The organism is Pseudarthrobacter sp. As-47, from assembly GCF_058215595.1.
The window spans coordinates 3,207,113-3,224,734 of record NZ_CM177088.1 but is presented as its reverse complement, the minus strand read 5'-3'; the positions used below and the strand labels follow the sequence as shown (position 1 = coordinate 3,224,734).

General features: G+C 66.9%; 17 protein-coding genes. 7 read left to right on the top strand and 10 right to left on the bottom strand.

Annotated features, from left to right (window positions below; genetic code table 11):
- Window positions 1–117: 117 nt before the first annotated feature.
- A complete protein-coding gene (locus tag AC4BCK_RS14950; RefSeq protein ID WP_104184401.1) occupies window positions 118–543 on the top strand; it encodes a thioredoxin family protein in 426 nt (141 codons plus the stop codon).
- A gap of 58 nt (window positions 544–601) precedes the next feature.
- Here the strand turns inward: AC4BCK_RS14950 and AC4BCK_RS14945 are convergent, their stop codons facing one another.
- On the bottom strand, window positions 602–880 hold the full coding sequence (locus AC4BCK_RS14945; protein ID WP_066278079.1) for a putative quinol monooxygenase: 279 nt from the start codon (window positions 878–880) through the stop codon (window positions 602–604).
- Window positions 881–984: 104 nt separating this feature from the next.
- Between AC4BCK_RS14945 and AC4BCK_RS14940 the strand changes: the two genes are divergently transcribed.
- Window positions 985–2,661, top strand: a complete 1,677-nt coding sequence (locus AC4BCK_RS14940) for an AMP-binding protein (RefSeq protein ID WP_400600333.1) — start codon at window positions 985–987, stop codon at window positions 2,659–2,661.
- Window positions 2,662–2,663: 2 nt separating this feature from the next.
- Here AC4BCK_RS14940 and AC4BCK_RS14935 read toward each other — a convergent pair whose 3' ends face one another.
- The 3 genes from AC4BCK_RS14935 to AC4BCK_RS14925 all read right to left on the bottom strand — a co-directional run bounded on the left by AC4BCK_RS14935 (window position 2,664) and on the right by AC4BCK_RS14925 (window position 5,555).
- On the bottom strand, window positions 2,664–3,473 hold the full coding sequence (locus tag AC4BCK_RS14935; protein ID WP_490566066.1) for an ABC transporter permease: 810 nt from the start codon (window positions 3,471–3,473) through the stop codon (window positions 2,664–2,666).
- 70 nt (window positions 3,474–3,543) lie between these two features.
- Window positions 3,544–4,443 (bottom strand): ABC transporter ATP-binding protein, encoded by a 900-nt coding sequence (locus AC4BCK_RS14930; protein WP_490566065.1) that lies wholly within the window; start codon window positions 4,441–4,443, stop codon window positions 3,544–3,546.
- A gap of 128 nt (window positions 4,444–4,571) precedes the next feature.
- Entirely contained in the window at window positions 4,572–5,555 is a 984-nt protein-coding gene (locus AC4BCK_RS14925) for a DNA-3-methyladenine glycosylase family protein (protein WP_364270849.1), read from the bottom strand.
- 160 nt (window positions 5,556–5,715) lie between these two features.
- On the opposite strand from AC4BCK_RS14925, the gene AC4BCK_RS14920 reads away from it, so the two are divergent.
- A complete protein-coding gene (locus AC4BCK_RS14920; protein WP_174176884.1) occupies window positions 5,716–6,123 on the top strand; it encodes a VOC family protein in 408 nt (135 codons plus the stop codon).
- A gap of 2 nt (window positions 6,124–6,125) precedes the next feature.
- On the opposite strand, the gene AC4BCK_RS14915 is transcribed toward AC4BCK_RS14920, so the two are convergent.
- Window positions 6,126–7,292 carry an ArsB/NhaD family transporter gene (locus AC4BCK_RS14915; protein WP_490566921.1) on the bottom strand — a complete coding sequence of 389 codons (1,167 nt, stop codon included), beginning with the start codon at window positions 7,290–7,292 and terminating at the stop codon, window positions 6,126–6,128.
- A 144-nt stretch (window positions 7,293–7,436) separates the two neighbouring features.
- Between AC4BCK_RS14915 and AC4BCK_RS14910 the strand changes: the two genes are divergently transcribed.
- A complete protein-coding gene (locus AC4BCK_RS14910) occupies window positions 7,437–8,822 on the top strand; it encodes a cystathionine beta-synthase (protein WP_174176864.1) in 1,386 nt (461 codons plus the stop codon).
- Between the two features lie 42 nt (window positions 8,823–8,864).
- Window positions 8,865–10,028: a cystathionine gamma-synthase gene (locus tag AC4BCK_RS14905; RefSeq protein WP_363954724.1), complete on the top strand. Its 1,164-nt coding sequence runs from the start codon at window positions 8,865–8,867 to the stop codon at window positions 10,026–10,028.
- Between the two features lie 104 nt (window positions 10,029–10,132).
- On the opposite strand, the gene AC4BCK_RS14900 is transcribed toward AC4BCK_RS14905, so the two are convergent.
- From AC4BCK_RS14900 to AC4BCK_RS14890, 3 genes are read right to left on the bottom strand one after another with little or no spacing between them, the layout of a single operon-like run.
- A complete protein-coding gene (locus tag AC4BCK_RS14900; RefSeq protein ID WP_400591199.1) occupies window positions 10,133–11,050 on the bottom strand; it encodes a carbohydrate ABC transporter permease in 918 nt (305 codons plus the stop codon).
- Window positions 11,047–12,012, bottom strand: coding sequence for a carbohydrate ABC transporter permease (locus AC4BCK_RS14895; RefSeq protein ID WP_366277129.1), 966 nt, complete (start codon window positions 12,010–12,012; stop codon window positions 11,047–11,049). Before AC4BCK_RS14895 ends, AC4BCK_RS14900 begins: the two co-directional genes overlap by 4 nt.
- Window positions 12,009–13,349: an ABC transporter substrate-binding protein gene (locus AC4BCK_RS14890; protein WP_174176856.1), complete on the bottom strand. Its 1,341-nt coding sequence runs from the start codon at window positions 13,347–13,349 to the stop codon at window positions 12,009–12,011. Before AC4BCK_RS14890 ends, AC4BCK_RS14895 begins: the two co-directional genes overlap by 4 nt.
- Window positions 13,350–13,495: 146 nt before the next feature.
- Here AC4BCK_RS14890 and AC4BCK_RS14885 point away from each other — a divergent pair, with 146 nt between their 5' ends.
- Together AC4BCK_RS14885 and AC4BCK_RS14880 are read left to right on the top strand one after the other, a co-directional pair.
- Window positions 13,496–14,158, top strand: a complete 663-nt coding sequence (locus AC4BCK_RS14885) for a TetR/AcrR family transcriptional regulator (protein ID WP_174176848.1) — start codon at window positions 13,496–13,498, stop codon at window positions 14,156–14,158.
- A gap of 4 nt (window positions 14,159–14,162) precedes the next feature.
- Window positions 14,163–14,936 (top strand): SDR family oxidoreductase, encoded by a 774-nt coding sequence (locus AC4BCK_RS14880; protein ID WP_174176846.1) that lies wholly within the window; start codon window positions 14,163–14,165, stop codon window positions 14,934–14,936.
- Here the strand turns inward: AC4BCK_RS14880 and AC4BCK_RS14875 are convergent, their stop codons facing one another.
- Together AC4BCK_RS14875 and AC4BCK_RS14870 are read right to left on the bottom strand one after the other, a co-directional pair.
- Entirely contained in the window at window positions 14,937–16,112 is a 1,176-nt protein-coding gene (locus tag AC4BCK_RS14875; protein WP_310108987.1) for an acyl-CoA dehydrogenase family protein, read from the bottom strand.
- Window positions 16,109–17,614: an APC family permease gene (locus tag AC4BCK_RS14870; protein ID WP_364270834.1), complete on the bottom strand. Its 1,506-nt coding sequence runs from the start codon at window positions 17,612–17,614 to the stop codon at window positions 16,109–16,111. The genes AC4BCK_RS14875 and AC4BCK_RS14870 overlap by 4 nt, the downstream gene beginning before the upstream one ends.
- Window positions 17,615–17,622 lie beyond the last annotated feature (8 nt).

Sequence of the window (17,622 nt, the reverse complement as noted above, 5' to 3'; positions counted from 1 at the left end):
TAGGCGCCGCCGGCCGCCCTGTACATTGCGGCTGCCCGTGTTATTCCCGATGACGCGGGGAGCGAACAAGGGGCCGCAGGCGGGACAGGCCGGGGGAGCGGCGCGTACCGTTGACACATGGCTACCCTTGACATCACAGGTGAACAGTTCGCATCCACCATTGAAGGCAACGACATTGTCCTGGTGGATTTCTGGGCGGAATGGTGCGGGCCCTGCAAGCAGTTCGGTCCCACGTACTCGGCCGTGTCGGAGAAGCACCCGGATGTCCTCTTCACCAAGGTGGACACCGAGGCGGAGCAACAGCTCGCCGCCGAGGCAGGCATTTCGTCCATCCCCACCCTGATGGCCTTCCGTGAAAAAGTGCTGGTGTTCTCGCAGCCCGGCGCGCTGAACGCCCAGCAGCTCGAACAGGTGGTGGACGCCGTGAAGGCCCTGGACATGGAGGAAGTCCACGCCCACGTGGCACGCCAGCGTGAAGAGGCCGCTGCCGCCGCCGGCAAGCCGGCCGGTCCGCAGGACGGCACACAGATCCCGGACGCCTAGGACTTAGACAAAATGCGGGACCTCCCAGTGGGAGGTCCCGCATTTTTGGTTAAGACAGCTAGATCCGTTCCACCTTGACGGGCTCGGCCAGGAGCGCGCTCAGTGATTCGTTCAGGTCCTGCACGGCGATGCCCTTGGAGTGCTTGGCCAGGTCCTCCTCCGACGCCCACTGCTCCGTCAGGACCAGCTTCTCCTCGGTGGCTTCCGTCAGCTCGTACCGGATGCAGCCGGGCTCATTCACCACCTCGTCGATGGCGATTTCGAGGGCCAGCTTGACGCGGTGGAACTCGCCGTCGTTGGGGATGAACGTTGCCTGCAGGTCAATGGGAGAAGTCATGGATTTCACAATACCGGCACCTGCGGACGGCTTTCGTTCTGTTGCGCCGGACACCGCTTCCGCTGGTGCTTTCATTGCCGGTAGCCACTTGGTAGCGTGCCAGCATGCGCGCCTACACAGCCGGGGACACTGACGTCCCGCTGCTCCATGAAACCATCGGCCGGAACTTTGAGCGGGTGGCGGCCCGCTTTCCCTTCCACGACGCGCTGATCGAGGCTGCACCTGTTCCGGGCGCCGACGCCCGCCGCTGGAGCTACACCAAGATGAACGACGACGTCGACCGGCTCGCGCGTGCGCTCCTCGCCCTCGGCGTCGCCAAGGGTGACCGCGTTGGAATCTGGAGTCCCAACTGCGCCGAATGGACCCTCCTCCAGTACGCCACCGCCAAGGCCGGGGCCATCCTGGTCAACGTCAACCCTGCCTACCGCAGCCACGAACTGGAATTCGTGGTGCGGCAGAACGGTATGCGGATGCTGGTCACCGCCCCGTCGGATACGAACAGCGACTATGTGGGGATGGCCCGGAAGGCGCTCGCGGAGTGCCCGGACCTGCGCGAGCTGGTTTTCCTGCCCGCGCCGGCGGAAGCCGGGTTCGACGCCGGCGTCCCCCAAAGCGATGCGGAGCTGACGTACGCGGAGCTGCTTCGGCGGGCGGACGACATCGGCCATGCCGGGCTGCAGGCCCGGATGGCTGAACTTGACCCGCACGATCCCATCAACCTGCAGTACACCTCCGGGACCACGGGCTTCCCCAAGGGGGCCACGCTCACGCACCACAACATCCTCAACAACGGGTTCTCGATCGGCGAACTGCTCGGGTACACGGAGCACGACAGGGTGGTGATCCCGGTGCCGTTCTACCACTGCTTCGGGATGGTGATCGGCAACCTGAACGCCCTGAGCCACGGCGCTGCCACCATCATCCCCGGCCGCGGATTCAGCCCGGCTGCCGCCTTGGAGGCCGTCCAGGATTTCGGCGGGACCTCCCTGTACGGCGTGCCCACCATGTTCATCGCCGAGCTGGCGCTGCCGGACTTTGCTTCCTACGACCTGTCCACCCTGCGCACGGGTGTCATGGCCGGCTCGCTGTGCCCCATCGAGGTGATGAACCGGGTGATGTCGGAGATGAACATGGTGGATGTGGCCATCTGCTACGGCATGACTGAAACGTCGCCGGTGTCCACCATGACCCGGCAGGGGGACAGCCTGCAGCAGCGCACCGAGACGGTGGGACGCACCATGCCCCACCTGGAGAGCAGGATCATCGATCCCGGATCGGGGGAAGTGCTGGAGCGGGGCCGGATCGGGGAGCTCTGCACCCGGGGCTATGCCGTGATGGAGGGGTACTGGAACCAGCCGGACAAGACCGCCGAGGCCATCGATGCCGACGGCTGGATGCATACCGGGGACCTTGCCCGGATGGACGATGACGGGTACGTCGTCATCGAGGGCCGGATCAAGGACATGGTGATCAGGGGCGGCGAAAACATCTATCCGCGGGAGATTGAGGAGTTCCTCTTCGCCCACCCGTCGATCCAGGATGTGCAGGTCATCGGGGTGCCGGATGCAAGGTACGGCGAGGAGCTGATGGCGTGCATCATCCTCAAGCCCGGCGCCCAGCCGCTGGACGCGGGCTCCCTTGCCGAGTACTGCCGGGGGAAGCTGGCCCACTACAAGATTCCCCGCTACGTGGAGGTCCGGGAGCGGTTCCCCATGACCGTGTCCGGGAAGGTCCGCAAGGTGGAGATGCGCCAGGAGGCTGTGGCCCGGCTGGGGCTGTGACGTCAGCGGATGTTGCGGCTGATGGCTTTTACACCCACAGCAACGCCGACGGCGGCTGTCACCGAGGCGGCAACAAGGCCCGGGAGGGTGTGCGTCCCGACGCTGCCCGCGAACAGTTCGCGCTCTGCGTTCACCAGGTAAGTCAGGGGGTTGAACAGGCTGGCCGTCCTCATCCACCCGGGTCCCGCCTCGATGGGAAGCATGATGCCGGAGAGGATCATCAGCGGGAACAGCAGTGTCTGCTGGACTCCCCAGAAGATCCACTCCTTGTTCTGGGAGACGAGCGCCAGTGCATAGGACAGGGCGCCAAGCCCTATTCCGAAGATCCCCAGGATGACCAGCCCGGCCAGCACGTGCAGCGGGTAGAACACGAAGCCGAAGGGGATGCAGACCAGTGCGATGAGGAGCCCCTGGACCACCAGCGGCGCCCACTCCTTCAACGCCCGCCCGATCATCAGCGAGGACCGGGACAGCGGCGTTGCCAGGATGCGCTCATAGGAGCCCGTCATGAGCTCATACTGCAGGTTTGAACCGGTCATGGACGTTCCGAAGAGGGCGATCATCACCACCACGCCCGGAAGGAACCACTGGAGCGTGGACTGTCCGCCGAACGCCGGCGCGCCCACGGCCGCCCCCAGCAACGGGCCGAACAGTCCCAGGAAGACCAGCGGCTGGAGCAGCGAGAACACCAGCGAGAACGGGTCCCTGAGCGGCAGCAGCATTTCCCGCCAGAACACGTACCTGGTGTCCTGCAGGACCCTGCCCAGCCCGGGCCTTTCCCGGGCGCCGGCAGCGGTGCCGTGCGTGGCCATCAGCGGTTCGCCCCTTCCCGCAGGTTGCGCCCGGTCAGTTCCAGGAACACATCGTCCAGGGTGGGCGGCTTCAGCTCCAGGGACTGGGCGGGAGCACCGGCGTCGTGCATCTCCAGCAGCAGCGCAGGCGCCAGTCGGGTACCTTCGGGAAGCCGGAGGCGGAAGCGGACAACGCCGTCGTACGAATTCTCGCTGACCTCCCCGCCCGCCGCCGCGCGCGCCCCAGCAGCCCCCGCACCCCGGCCGCGGAGGCCGCCGCCACCTCGACGGCCAGCAGGTCGCCCGCGAGGTTCGCCTTCAGCCGCGCGGCGGTGTCATCGGCAATGATCCTGCCGTGGTCGATGATGATGACCCGCTCGGACATGGAATCGGCCTCATCCATGTAGTGCGTGGTCAGCACAATCGTGGTGCCGTGTTCCTCGCGCATCCGCATGATGTGCTCCCACAGGTTGGCCCGGTTTTGCGGGTCCATCCCGGTGGACGGCTCGTCCAGGAAGAGCAGCCGCGGCGAGTGCATCAGCCCCAGCGCAACGTCCATCCTTCGCCGCTGCCCGCCGGAGAGCTTGAGGACTGTCCGCTTGGCGAGGTCCGCGAGGTCCAGGGAGTCCAGGAGTTCCCGGGCCCGGGCAAGGGCGTCCGCGGAGTTCATGCCGTAGAAGCGGCCCTGCATCACCAGCTCATCGATCACCCGGAAACTGTGGCCGCCGCCATTGCCCTGGCCGATGTAGCCGATCCTGGCCCGCACTCCCGCCGGATCCGCGGTGACGTCCACGCCGGCAACCCTGGCTGTCCCCGAGGTGGGCGTCACCAGGGTGGTGAGCATCCGCAACGTGGTGGACTTGCCTGCCCCGTTCGGGCCGAGAAAGGCCACAAGCTCGCCCGGCGCGACGTCGATGTCGACGCCCTTGACGGCTTCCACCGTTTCTTTCCTGACCGTGAACGTCTTTGCCAGTTTGTCCGTGTGGATCATGCGTGACTCCAGAGGATGCGGCGTGCCGGGGCTCTGGAACGGGCTCCCTGGCGCCACGCTATACCCATCCCCGGCACGAGTCCACGGAAAAATCGTGCACGTACGTTGGGGCCGTGTCCCGGCCGGCGTCAGTGCCGGCGGTGGTCCTGGATGGTCATCCGCGGACCGAACGTGGGTTTGCGGAAGCCGCTGCTTTGGATCATCCGCACCACCCGCTGGCGGTGCCCCGTCCAGGGTTCCAGCAGCCGGAGCATGCCGGCGTCATCCGTCCGGCGGCCGGTCAGCGCAGCCCCGACGTACGCGGCCAGGTGGTAATCGCCCACCGAGACGGAGTCGGGGCAGCCGTGCGTGCGCTGCACCACTTCGGCGGCCGTCCAGATGCCGATGCCGGGGATGGTCTGCATCCTGGCGGCCGCCTCCAGCGCCGGCAGTTCCGCCAGCCGTTCCAGCGCGACGGCAGAGCGCAGCGCCCGCATCACCGTCGCGGAGCGTTGCGGGCCCACCCCGGCCTTGTGCCACTCCCAGCTGGGGACCTGCAGCCACTGCGCCGCCGTGGGTGCCAGCACCAGGCCGGCGGGAGCCAGCGATCCAGCCATCGGCGCGGGGGATCCGTAGCGGTGGAGGAGGTACCGGTAGCCGCGGCGGGCCTCGATGACCGTGACTTTCTGTTCCAGGATGATGGGCACGAGCTGGTCCACCATGCGGCCGCTGGAGGGTAGCCGGACGGCCAGGCTTCTCCGCCGCGCTTCCCTGACCATGCGGGGGAGCGTGGCGTGGAACACCGGTTCGTCGAAGGCCGACCAATCGTCGTGCGCACCCAGGAGGCGCGGCACTGCCGCTGCCGCCGCGGCGGCACCCGGGCCCCAGGCCTGGACGTCCACCCGGTGCTCCATCTCCGCGCTGCCTGCCGGGCTGAGCCGGATGGTGGCGGGGCCCTCAGCTGTTGTGAAGGCGTTCCAGATGGCGTCGCCGTCCACCGCGAAGGACGGATCACTGTTGCCGCGCAGGAGCGGGCGGAGGGTCCGCACCAGGTCGTAGGGGCCGCCCGGATACCACCGGAGGGAGGCGTCCGCAGCGGCCGCCAGCCGTGCGGGAACCTCAGCGATCGTCATTGAACCATCGTCCCACGGCGCCCCGACAGTTTGCCCACCGGCTCCGCCGTGCCGGTTCCCGGGCCCTTAACGGGCAGCGGACGGAGGACTAGAATCCCAGGTGTGGCGCGGGGCGTCCGCGCCCGTCCCTTCGAGATTCCAGAGATTCCAGGTGAGCGCAATGGGTGGAGTAGTACATTTCGAAATCCCCGCGGACGATCAGGAGCGGGCCAAGAAGTTTTACCAGCAGGCCCTGGGCTGGCGGATAGAACCTGTCCCTGGAATGGACTACAACATGGTGATCACCACCCCCATGGACGAGGCCACCGGGCAGCCGACAACCGCTGGTGCGATCAACGGCGGCATGATGGCCCGGGAGGAAAAGATCGCCAACCCCGTCATCACGGTGGACGTGCCGGATATCGATGCCACGCTGAAAACGGTCGAGGAGCTGGGCGGTTCTGTTGTTATGCCCAAGAACGAGATCCCCGGGATGGGCTATTTCGCCTACTTCAAGGATCCTGAGGACAACGTCATGGGCCTGTGGGAGAACCTGCCCGCCGACCAGCAGGCGCAGTCGGCCGGGTAGCGTCAGGGCATCCCGGACGCCACCCAGAGGGCCACCACCGCAAGCGGGACCGTCAGGGCTGCCACCACCAGACCGGCCAGGGCAAAACCGCTCCACTTGATCCGGACGTTCAGCGCCCGCAGCCGCTCATGCCAGAGCAGGGTGGCAAGGGACGCCCACGGGGTGACGAGCGGGCCAAGGTTGACACCGATCAGCAGGGCGGCCACCCGGGCAGGAGAGCCGGCCACCGGCTCAAGGGCCAGATAAGCGGGCAGGTTGTTGGCTGCGTTGGCCGCTCCGGCTCCCAGCGCGGCCAGGTGCAGGAGGGCGGGCAGGCTCTCGCCCTGGCCGGCCGCGCCGGCCAGGAGCGCCGTCAACCCGTTGGCATGCAGTGCCTCAACAACCATGAACAGTCCCACCGTGAGCATCAGCGGACGCCACGGAACCATGGACCACCGCAGCACGGAGGGTCGCCGCCGGAGGAAGGCCACCAGCAGGAAGGCTGCGGCCAGCATGGCCGGATACTGCACGGGTATGCCGGACACCAGGGCGGGCAGCAGGACCAGGAGGGTGGCCGCGGCAATGACCAGCAACGGCCGGTCCCGCACTGCGGGGGACCGTTGCGGCCGGTACCGTCCCCGCAGGTCCTTGCGGAACGCCAGCCACAACAGGGCCAGCGGAACCACGACCCCCACCAGGGCGGGCGCCCAGACGGTCCCCGCAAAGCCCAGGGGGCTCAGCCCCAGCGCGTCCTGCGCCAGCAGGTTCGTCAGGTTTGACACGGGCAGCAGGAGCGAGGCGGTGTTGGCGAGCCAGATGGTGGTCAGGGCGAAGGGGAGCGGCTGGATGCCGGCATGGACTGCCAGGAGGACCACCACCGGCGTTACGAGCACGGCAGTGGTGTCGAGCGACAGGAAAACAGTGGAAACAGTTGCCAGGGCCACGACGAGGAGCCACAGCAGGAACACGCGGCCCCGGCCCAGCCCCGCGAGCCTGTCCGTGACAACCTTGAACAGCCCGGCCTCGTCCAGCAGTTCCGTCAGCAGGGACATCGCAAGCACGAAGGCGAGGATGGGAACGGCGCGGCCCGCCAGGGCGTCGAAAGCGGGCAGGGGCAGTGCCCCGGAGGCGAGGGATGCAACACCGGCCAGGAGCATCGCTCCGGGAAGGAGGTAGCTCCGGACTTTCATCAACCAGGCGAACTGCTGCACCGCCCCATGATCCCACCCGTGACTGCGCAGACCCTGTTGGAAACGGGCGCACCCGCGTGGCGTGCCGCCGCGGGCACAGGGCGCGGAAGGTGCCCGCGGCAGGGAAGCGGTAGCTTTGTATCCATGAAGTACGCCCAGTCCATCCTGGACCTCATCGGCAATACCCCGCTCATCAAACTCAACCACGTGACGGAGGACATCAAAGCCACCGTCCTGGTCAAACTGGAGTACCTGAACCCCGGCGGGTCCATCAAGGACCGCATTGCGGTGAAGATGATCGAGGACGCCGAGCGGGACGGCAAGCTGCAGCCCGGCGGGACCATTGTTGAGCCCACGTCCGGCAATACCGGGGTGGGCCTGGCCCTGGTAGCCCAGCAAAAGGGCTACAAGTGCGTCTTCGTGGTTCCGGACAAGGTGGGTGAGGACAAGCGCGCCGTCCTGCAGGCGTACGGCGCCGAGGTGGTGGTGACGCCTACAGCCGTGCCGCCGGACAGCCCCCAAAGCTACTATGGCGTCTCGGACCGGATTGTCCGGGAGACCCCCGGTGCGTACAAGCCGGACCAGTTCTCCAACCCCGCGGCGCCCGGCAGCCACTACCAGACCACCGGCCCGGAGATCTGGCGCGATACGGACGGCAGGATCACCCATTGCGTCATCGGCGCGGGAACCGGCGGAACCATCACAGGCACCGGCCGCTACCTGAAGGAGGCATCGGCGGGCCGGCCGGCATCCGACGGCGGCGTGGTCAGGATCATCGCCGCCGACCCGGAAGGCTCGGTGTACTCCGGCGGCACCGGGCGCCCGTACTTCGTCGAAGGCGTCGGCGAGGACATGTGGCCGGCGAACTACGACAAGTCCATCCCGGACCAGGTGATCGCGGTCAGCGATGCCGATTCCTTCGCCATGACCAGGCGACTGGCCCGTGAGGAGGGCCTCCTGGTGGGCGGATCCTCGGGCATGGCCGTGGTGGCTGCGCTCAAGGCGGCGCGGGACCTCCCGGAGTCCGCGGTCGTCGTCGTGATCCTGCCGGACTCCGGCCGGGGATACCTGGCGAAGATCTTCAACGACCAGTGGATGCGCTCCTACGGTTTCCTCTCCGGCGGCGAGGAAACCTCCGTGGGGGAAGTCATCAGCTCCAAGAACGGCGAACTGCCGGACCTGGTGCACATCCATCCGAACGAGTCCGTGCGCGACGTCATCAACATCATGAACGAGTTCGGCGTCAGCCATATCCCGGTCCTGTCCCAGGAGCCGCCGGTGGTGATGGGCGAGGTGCTCGGCGCCGTGGACGAACGCACCCTGACCGCCAAACTGTTCCGCGGCGAAGCCAAGCTGACGGACAAGATCTCCGAGCACATGGGCCCCAAGCTGCCCGTCATCGGATCGCTGGAAACCATTTCGGCAGCCAGGGAACTGCTCTCGGACGTGGACACCGTGATGGTCACGTTCGTCGGCGCGCCGGTGGGCATCCTCACCCGGCACGACCTCCTGGCCTACCTCAGCAACTGACCTGCTTCACCCTGATACTGCTTCACCCAGACAAGGAGCATCATGTCCGTCCCCGAAAACCAAGGTTTCAACACCCGCGCCGTCCACGCCGGACAGGCCTTCGAGCCCCGCACCGGCGCGGTGGTTCCGCCCCTGCACTTCAGTTCCACGTACGCCCAGGACGGCATCGGCGGGCTCCGCGAGGGCTATGAGTACGGCCGCGGCGGCAACCCCACCAGGGACGCCCTGCAGGAACAGCTCGCCGCGCTGGAAGGCGGCACCCACGCCTACAGCTTCAGCTCCGGACTGGCCGCCGAGGATTCGCTCATCCGCGCCCTGACCCGCCCCGGCGACCACATAGTGCTGGGCAACGACGCCTACGGCGGCACCTACCGCCTCATCAGCCGGGTGCTGGGCGGCTGGGGGATCGGCAACACCCCGGTGGACATGGCAGACCTCGACGCCGTCCGGGCGGCGGTTGCCGCCAACAAGACCCGCTTTGTGTGGGTGGAGACGCCGTCCAACCCGCTGATGAAGATCACCGACATCGCGGCGCTCGCAGGGATAGCGCACGACGCCGGCGCCCTCCTCGTGGTGGACAATACCTTCGCTTCCCCCTACCTGCAGAACCCACTCGCCCTGGGTGCCGACGTCGTGGTCCACTCCACCACCAAGTACATCGGCGGGCACTCGGACGTCGTGGGCGGCGCCGTGGTGGTCAATGATGCAGAGCTGGCGGAGAAGATCGGCTTCGTCCAGTTCGCCGTGGGTGCGGTTTCCGGACCCATGGACGCGTTCCTCACCACGCGCGGGCTGAAGACCCTGGGGGTCCGCATGGACCGGCACAGCCTAAACGGCCAGGCCGTGGCCGAGTGGCTGCTCGAGCGGCCCGAGGTGGAGGCCGTCCTGTATCCGGGCCTGCCGTCCCACCCGGGCCACGAGCTTGCCAGGAAGCAGATGCGGAGCTTTGGCGGCATGGTTTCGGTGCAGTTCAAGGGCGGCGAGGCTGCTGCCCGGAAGGTGGCGGAATCGACGTCGGTGTTCACCCTGGCCGAGTCCCTGGGCGGCATCGAATCGCTGATGAACTACCCGTCCGAGATGACGCACGCCTCGGTCAAAGGCACCGAACTGGCGGTTCCGGTGAACCTCCTCCGCCTGTCCTGCGGCATCGAGGACGTCGAGGACCTGCTCGCGGACCTGGACCAGGCGTTCGCGGCCATCCCGTAGCCCCGCCGGTTAAACCCGGACGGCAGTTAAACCCGGACGGCACGTCGCGGCAGTCCCCGGAGCGAGGGGTTGCCGCGGCGTGCCGTCCTGCGTGAGGCAGGTTCCTACTTCACGGAACCCTCGGTGAGGCCGCCGCGCCAGAAGCGCTGAAGGACCACCATGGCGATGCTGAGCGGGATGATCGAGAGCAGCACGCCGCCGGTGGTCAGCTCGTAGAACTCAGGCAGCCGGTCCACCTGGCTCAGCCAGTTGTTCAGTCCGAGCGTGATCGGGTACAGCCCGGAGTCGGACAGCATCACGAGCGGCAGGAAGTAGTTGTTCCAGATTCCCACCAGCTGGAAGAGGAACACGGTGACCAGGGCGGGGGTGAGGACGCGCAGCCCGATGGTGTGGAAGATCCTCAGTTCGCCCGCGCCGTCCAGCCTGGCCGCCTCAATGAGTGACGTGTCCACCGTGGCCTGCGAATAGATCCGGCACAGGAACAGCCCAAACGGCGAGACGAGGGACGGCAGCAGCACGCTCCAGTACGTGTTGGCCAGGCCCAGCTGGCTGAAGAGCAGGAAAAGCGGCAAGGCGGTGGCCGTGCCGGGAACCAGTACTCCGCCCAGGATGGTTCCAAAGACCAGGTTCCGCCCGCGGAATTCGTACTTCGCCAGCGCGTAGCCGCCCGCCGCCGCAAAGTAGGTGGCCAGGAGGGCGCCGATGCCGGCGTACAGCACTGAGTTCAGGAACCACCGGATGAAGATGCCGTTGTCATAGCTGAGCACCTGCGCAAGGTTGTCCCACAGCGCAACGGTGGGGGCGAACCAGAATCCGTTGGTGGAGAACAGGTCCTCCGTGGATTTGGTGGCAGCGACCACCACCCAGTACACGGGGATGAGGAAGTACAGGGCAACCACCACGAGCACCGCTGTGACGATGATGGTGGACGGACGGCCTTTGCTGCCGGAACGCCTGGTCCCTGCACCAGATGTGCGGGCCGGGGAAGCCGTTGTCGACGGCGGGGTCACGGTAGCGGTCATGATGACTTCCTGTTCGTGAATTTGAGGAAGGCGAAGGACAGGACGAAGGCGGCCACGGCTATCAGCACTGCCTGCGCCGCGGCCACGTTGTAGTCGTTGTAGGCGAACGCGGTGGTGTACGCGCTGAGGTTGGGCGTGTACTGGCTGTCGATGGCGGGGGCCACGGTCTTCAGGACCTGCGCCTCGGCGAAGAGTTGCAGCGTACCGATGATGGAGAACACTGTGGTGAGGACGAGGGCGGGCCGGATCAGCGGAAGCTGGATGCTGAGGGCCACCCGCCAGGTGGAGGCGCCGTCCACCTTCGCGGCTTCATACAGTTCCCCGGGTATGGCCTTCAGCTGGGCCACGATGATCAGCATGTTATAGCCGGTGTAGCTCCAGGTGACGATATTCGCAAGCGACCACAGGACGGTGTTGGCACCCAGGAAATCGGGGGTCAGTCCCACCAGTGCCGCGACATCGAACAGCGGACTCAGCCCGGGGACGTAGAGGAACGACCAGAGGATTGTGGCGATGACCCCCGGTACGCCGTAGGGGAGGAAGTAAGCGGCACGGAAGAAGCCCGGCCACTTGGCGGACGCTGATTCGAGCATGAGGGCAAGCACCGTGCAGAGCAGGATCATCACAGGTACCTGCACCACGCCGAACAGGAGCATGCGTCCGATCGACGCCACGAAGCTGCCGTCAGCCAGGGCTTGTGCATAGTTGCTGAAACCGGCGAATTCACTCTTAACCCCGGCCTCGCCGAAAAGCCCGCTCCGGGTCACTTTGGTGAAGCTGGACAGGACTGCCACGAAAATCGGAAGGACGAACGTCAGGATGAACAGCGCCAGGAAGGGCGCCAGCAGGAGCCAGGGCGCGCGGGACGCAGCGCCTGTCCGGTCGCCGCGTTTGCCCGGCCGGGCGGGAGGCTGCGCTGACGGACCCCGCCCCGTCCGCGCGGTGGGTGATGTCGCTGTCATGACGCTTCCTTTCGAATGCTGAGGCCTTTGTTCCTGAAGACGGTCATGATCTGCTGTTCCGCCGCCGCCACCGAATCCACCAGGCTCGTTCCGGACGCCTTCTTCCGGAAGCCGTCGCTCAGAATGTTGAAGGACTGCTGGGTGACGGGCCACCAGGACCAGTCCTCATTCTGCTGCCGGGCCGCCGGCACGAAGATTTCCTGGTGGTAGCTTTGGCCGCCAAAGAATTCCGACGGCGCCTGCCGCGGAGTGCCGATGAAGTCCGGCGACGGCGACCAGCCGATGCCGCTGTTGGTGATTTCGGCGTCGATGCCTTCCCTTGACGTGGTCATCCACACCGCGAACTCGAGTGCTTCGCGGGGGTGCTTGCTGTTGGCCAGGATCGCTGCCGTGGATCCGCCAAGGTAGCTTGACCCGAATCCGCTGCCGTCCCAGGTGGGCATGGGCGCCACCCGCCATTTGCCGCTGCCGCCGCTGACGCCTTCAATAAGGGCATCTCCCCAGCTGCCGGACACCACGGAGGCAATGGTTCCCTTCGCGGCTGCAGCAAACCAGCCGGGAGAGTAGGCGCCGAACGCCGTCTGGACAAGGTCCTCGTCGATGGCCTGGTCGAAGAAGCGGGCAACCTTCATGGTGGCGTCGTCGGTCATGTTGATAACCCAGCCGTCCTCCTCAGGCCTGAGCCAGCTGGCACCGGCCTGGGCCGCGAACGCTGTGAACACGGAGGCGTCGCCCAGCGGGAAGCAGTCCAGGTAGACATCCTTTTTGCGCAGTTCGCGGGCAAGGGCCGCCCATTCGTCCCAGGTGCCGGGGTTCGTACCGCCCACCTGGTCCAGGACTGCCGGCTGGTAGAACATGGCCATGGGGCCGGAGTCCTGGGGGATGCCGTACACGCCGCCGGAGAAGCTGACTTGGCCCCACAGTGTCTGGTCGTACAGGTGCGCGTAGTCCTGGGCGCCGTACCGGGCCACGTCCACCAGGCCGTTGACCAGCATGAATTCGGGGAGGGACCGCATCTCCACCTGGGCAAGGTCGGGTCCGCCGCCAGCAGCCAGGGCCGAATAGAGCTTTTGGTACCCGCCGGCATTGCCGCCGGGAATCCATACGACCTCCACCTGGACCTGCGGATGGGAGGCGTTCCAGATGTCGGCCACTTTTTGTGCATCTTTGAGCCAGCACCAGTACGTCAGGGTGATCTTTTCCCCGCTGGCGGCCGGAGCGAGCACCGGTGCTGTGTTGACGGAGCGTATGCCTGGCGTGGCACAGCCGGACAAGAGCCCCATCGCTGCGGTGCCCAGGCCCGCACTCAGGAGTTGTCTTCGCGTGAATCGGGACATTTGCCTTCACCTCATCGTGTCGGATATGTGCCTAAAAGTGTGAAGCATGGCACTTTTTGTTCGGTTCGAGACAGGCTAACATGAAAACTCGAGTGCTCACTCGAGTTTTGGTTTATTGCGCATTACGGCGGGTACACTGGCTTGCCATGAGCACCAAGGATGGGCCGCAAGCTTCCCGCCGGGGACCCTACGCGAAGTCTGCGGAGCGGCGCCGGGCCATCCTGACCGCAGCCCACGCCGTCTTCGCCGCCCACGGGTATCGCGGCGGCTCGCTGCAGGACGTGGCCAACCACGCCGGCATGAGCCAGACGAGCCTCCTCCACTACTTCCCCTCGAAAAGCGATCTGCTCCTGGCAGTACTCAACTGGCGGGATTCCATCACAGGAGACGGTACCGCGCCGCCGGACCCGGAGGAATCACTTGCTGATGCCGTCCTCCGGCAGGCGCGCTTCAATGAAGATGTCCCGGGAGTCCTTGAGCTCTACACCGTCCTGTGCGGGGAAGCAGTCACGGAGGGGCATCCCGGGCGAGACTACTTTACGGAGCGCTTTGACCGGCTGCGGCGGAGCTACGCGCGCCAGCTTGCGCAGCTGGCCGGGGAAGGCCGGCTGCGCCCTGGTGTGGATCCGGACACTGCCGCCGCCTCATTGATCGCTCTGTGGGACGGCATCCAGACGCAATGGCTCCTGGCACCGGGGAGTGTGGACATGGCCGGCTGTCTCCGCGCGTACCTGGACCTGGTCCTGCTGCCTGAGGAGGACCAGGAGCGTGCATCGGCCGGGGCGCCTCCATTGGCGCCACTAGGCTGATCCCATGGAACCCGTGCCTTCAGCTACTCCTGCCCGCCCCGCCGCCCTCATCACCGGCGCAGGGAGGCTGGCCTCCATCGGCGCCGGCATCGCCCGGCACCTCGCCGCCGAGGGCTGGGACCTGGTGCTGGCCTACTGGCAGGACTACGACGCCCGGATGCCGTGGGGGACTCAACCGGACGACGTCGTGCGTTTGACTGCCGAGCTCGAAGCCATCGGCGCCCAGGTCCACGTGCTGTCCGCGGACCTCCAGGACCCCGCCGTGCCCGACCGGCTGGTGGCGGAGTCCGTGCAGCTGGCGGGCCCGCTGCAGGGCATGGTCCTGAGCCACGCCGAGTCCGTCGACTCGGGGATCCTGGACACCAGCGTGGAATCGTTTGAGCGGCACTTTGCCGTGAATACGCGGGCCAGCTGGCAGCTGATTGCCGCGTTCGCGCGGCAGGCAACGGACGACGGCGGCGCAATCGTTGCGCTGACCAGTGACCACACAGCGTTCAACCTTCCCTACGGTGCCTCGAAGGGGGCGCTGGACAGGATCGTCATTGCCGCCGCGCGGGAACTTGGACCGCTGGGCATTTCGGCGAACGTGCTGAACCCGGGCCCGGTGGATACGGGCTGGATGGACGATGAGGTCCGGGCAGCGCTGACGGCCCAGCAGCCCACGGGACGGTTGGGAACACCGGCCGACGTCGCAGGAACCGTGGGGTTCCTGCTCTCACCCGCCGGCCGCTGGGTCTCCGGCCAGCTCATCAAGTCCGACGGCGGCTTCTCCGCCTGATCAGCGGAAAGCGTTGAAGCCGGTGATGTGCTGGCCAAGGACCAGGGTGTGGACTTCGTCCGTGCCCTCATAGGTGCGCACCGACTCCAGGTTGGCTGCGTGCCGCAGGGGCGGGTAGTCCAGCGTGATTCCGTTTCCGCCAAGGATGGACCGGGCTTCCCTGGCCACCGCGAGGGCTTCCCTGACATTGTTCAGCTTGCCCAGTGAGATTTGCTCGGGCCGCAGGGCGCCGGCGTCCTTGAGCCGTCCCAGGTGCAGTGCCAGCAGCGTGCCCTTCTGGATCTCCACCAGCATGTTGACCAGCTTTTCCTGGGTCAGCTGGTAAGCGGCCAGCGGCTTGCCGAACTGCAGCCGCTCCTGCGAGTAGGCCAGTGCTGCCTGGTAGGAATCCCGGGCGGCACCCATGGCGCCCCAGGCGATGCCGTACCGTGCCTCGTTCAGACAGGTAAAGGGGCCGCGCAGGCCACGCGCGGCCGGCAGCAGCGCCTCCGGACCCAGCCTGACGTCGTCGAACACCACATCACACTGGATGGAGGCCCGCATGGAGAGCTTCTGCCCGATGGGCGTGGCGGTGACGCCCGGCGTTCCCGCGGGAACCAGGAAACCGTGGACGCCGTCATCCGTCATGGCCCAGACCACCATCACGCCCGCCACCGAGGCGAGCCCTATCCAGCGTTTGGCGCCGTTCAGCACCCAGCCGGCGTTGTCCCCGGCACCGTCACGGCGGGCGAACGTGGCCATGGAGGAAGGGTCGGAACCGGCTGACGGTTCGGTCAGCGCAAAGCACCCGATCACTTCCCCTGCGGCCATCCGGGGGAGCCACTCCTGTTTCTGGTCCTCGGAGCCCCACGTGTGGATGGCGGTCATGGCCAATGAGCCCTGCACCGAGACGAAGGTGCGGATCCCGGAATCGCCGGCCTCGAGTTCCATGGCGGCCAGGCCGTACTCGACGGCGGACCGGCCGGGGCAGCCATAACCTTCCAGGTGCATCCCCAGCACCCCGAGCTCGCCCAGTTCCGGCGCGAGTTCCAGGGGAAAGACGGCGTCGTCGTACCACCGGGCGATGTTTGGCCGGATCCGCTGGGCCGTGAAGTCCCGGACCTTCTGCTGGATTTCCTGCTCGCCGGGGGTCAGCAGGGCATCCAGGGCAAGGACGTCCGAGGGATCCGGGTTCACGGCTTCGCCAGGAAATAGCCGCGGGTGGCCGGCAGGAACCGGCAGGCCACAGCCAGCGCCACGCCCAGGGCCAGCAGCAGCACGCCACTGACGAAGGCCCCGCCGATCCCGAAGATCTGGGTGTCGCCGTAGGCCGGGTCCCACATCTGGACTGCCGAGATGAAGAACGCGGCCGTCAGGAGGAGCGCGCCCACGAGCGGCAGGATGCCCCGGAACCACAGGTTGCGTGCCGAATGCCGGAGGGTGCCGCGGAAGTACCAGAAGCACGCGAAACCGGTGAGCGCGTAGTAGAAGGCGATGAACAGGCTGATGGCGCTGATGGAATCGGAGAGCAGGTTCTCGCTCAGGAAACTCATGGCCACGTAGTAGGCGATGGCGGCCGCCCCCATGACCTGGGTGGAAAAACCCGGGGTCTGGTTCTTCGGGTGCACCTCGCCGAACCTGGCCGGCAGGGCACCGTGGACGCCCATGGACAGGGTGCCCCGTGCCGTGGGGAGGATGGTGGTCTGGGTGGAGGACAGGACGGAGGCAAGCACCGCGACGACGATCAGCCAGCCCCAGGGGCCCAGCACCACGTCCCGCATGGCCAGGAAGACGTCGTCCTGGTTGGCCTCGTTGCCCAGGCCAATGCCTTCCGTGCCCACCGTGGCGTACATCATCACCAGGAGCGCCACGGAGACATAGATGGCCACCAGGATGAAGGCGGAGATCACCGCGCCGCGGCCGGGGGTGGTTGAAGGGTTCTCTGTTTCCTCATTGACCGCGAGGCAGGTGTCCCAGCCCCAATAGATGAAGAGCGCCAGGAGTGCGCCGTGCACCACGGCGCCGGGATCCGCAAAAGCACCCACCGGGTTGAACCATTCAAGATCGAAGGCCTGGATGGAGGTGTCGCCGGCGGCGGAACCGGCAACGATCCGCACCACAATGGCCAGGGCAAAGATGCCCAGGGAGATGTACTGCACATACGTCAGCACCCGCTGGACGTGTTCGCCCAGCCGGATGCCCCGGTAGTTGACCAGCGTCATCACGGCGATGAACAGGACCCCCGTTGCGGTCACCACTGCCTTGCTGTCCGCCAGGGATCCGTCGCCCACCAGGAGCCACAGGTACTGGCCCGCCACCTGCGCCAGGTTGGCCAGGACCACGATGCCGGCGAGCGCCACGCCCCAGCCGCCCAGCCAGCCCGCCCAGGGGCCGAACGCACGCCGGGACCAGGTGAAGGTGGTGCCGCAGTCCGGAATGGCGCTGTTCAGTTCGCGGAACGCATACGCGATGAAGAGCACGGGGATGAAGCCGAGCAGCAGGATCAGGGGAGTGTAGTTGCCGTTTACGGCCACGATGAGGCCCAGTGTTGCGGCCAGCGAGTACACCGGTGCCGTGGAGGCCAGCCCCAGCATCACGGAGTCGCCGAGGTCGAGGATCCCGGCGCGGAGCCCCTTGGCCGGGACGGTGGCGCCCGGCGCGCCGCCCGGGCCGCCCGTCGTCGTGGTTCCTGTGCTCATGCTGTCAC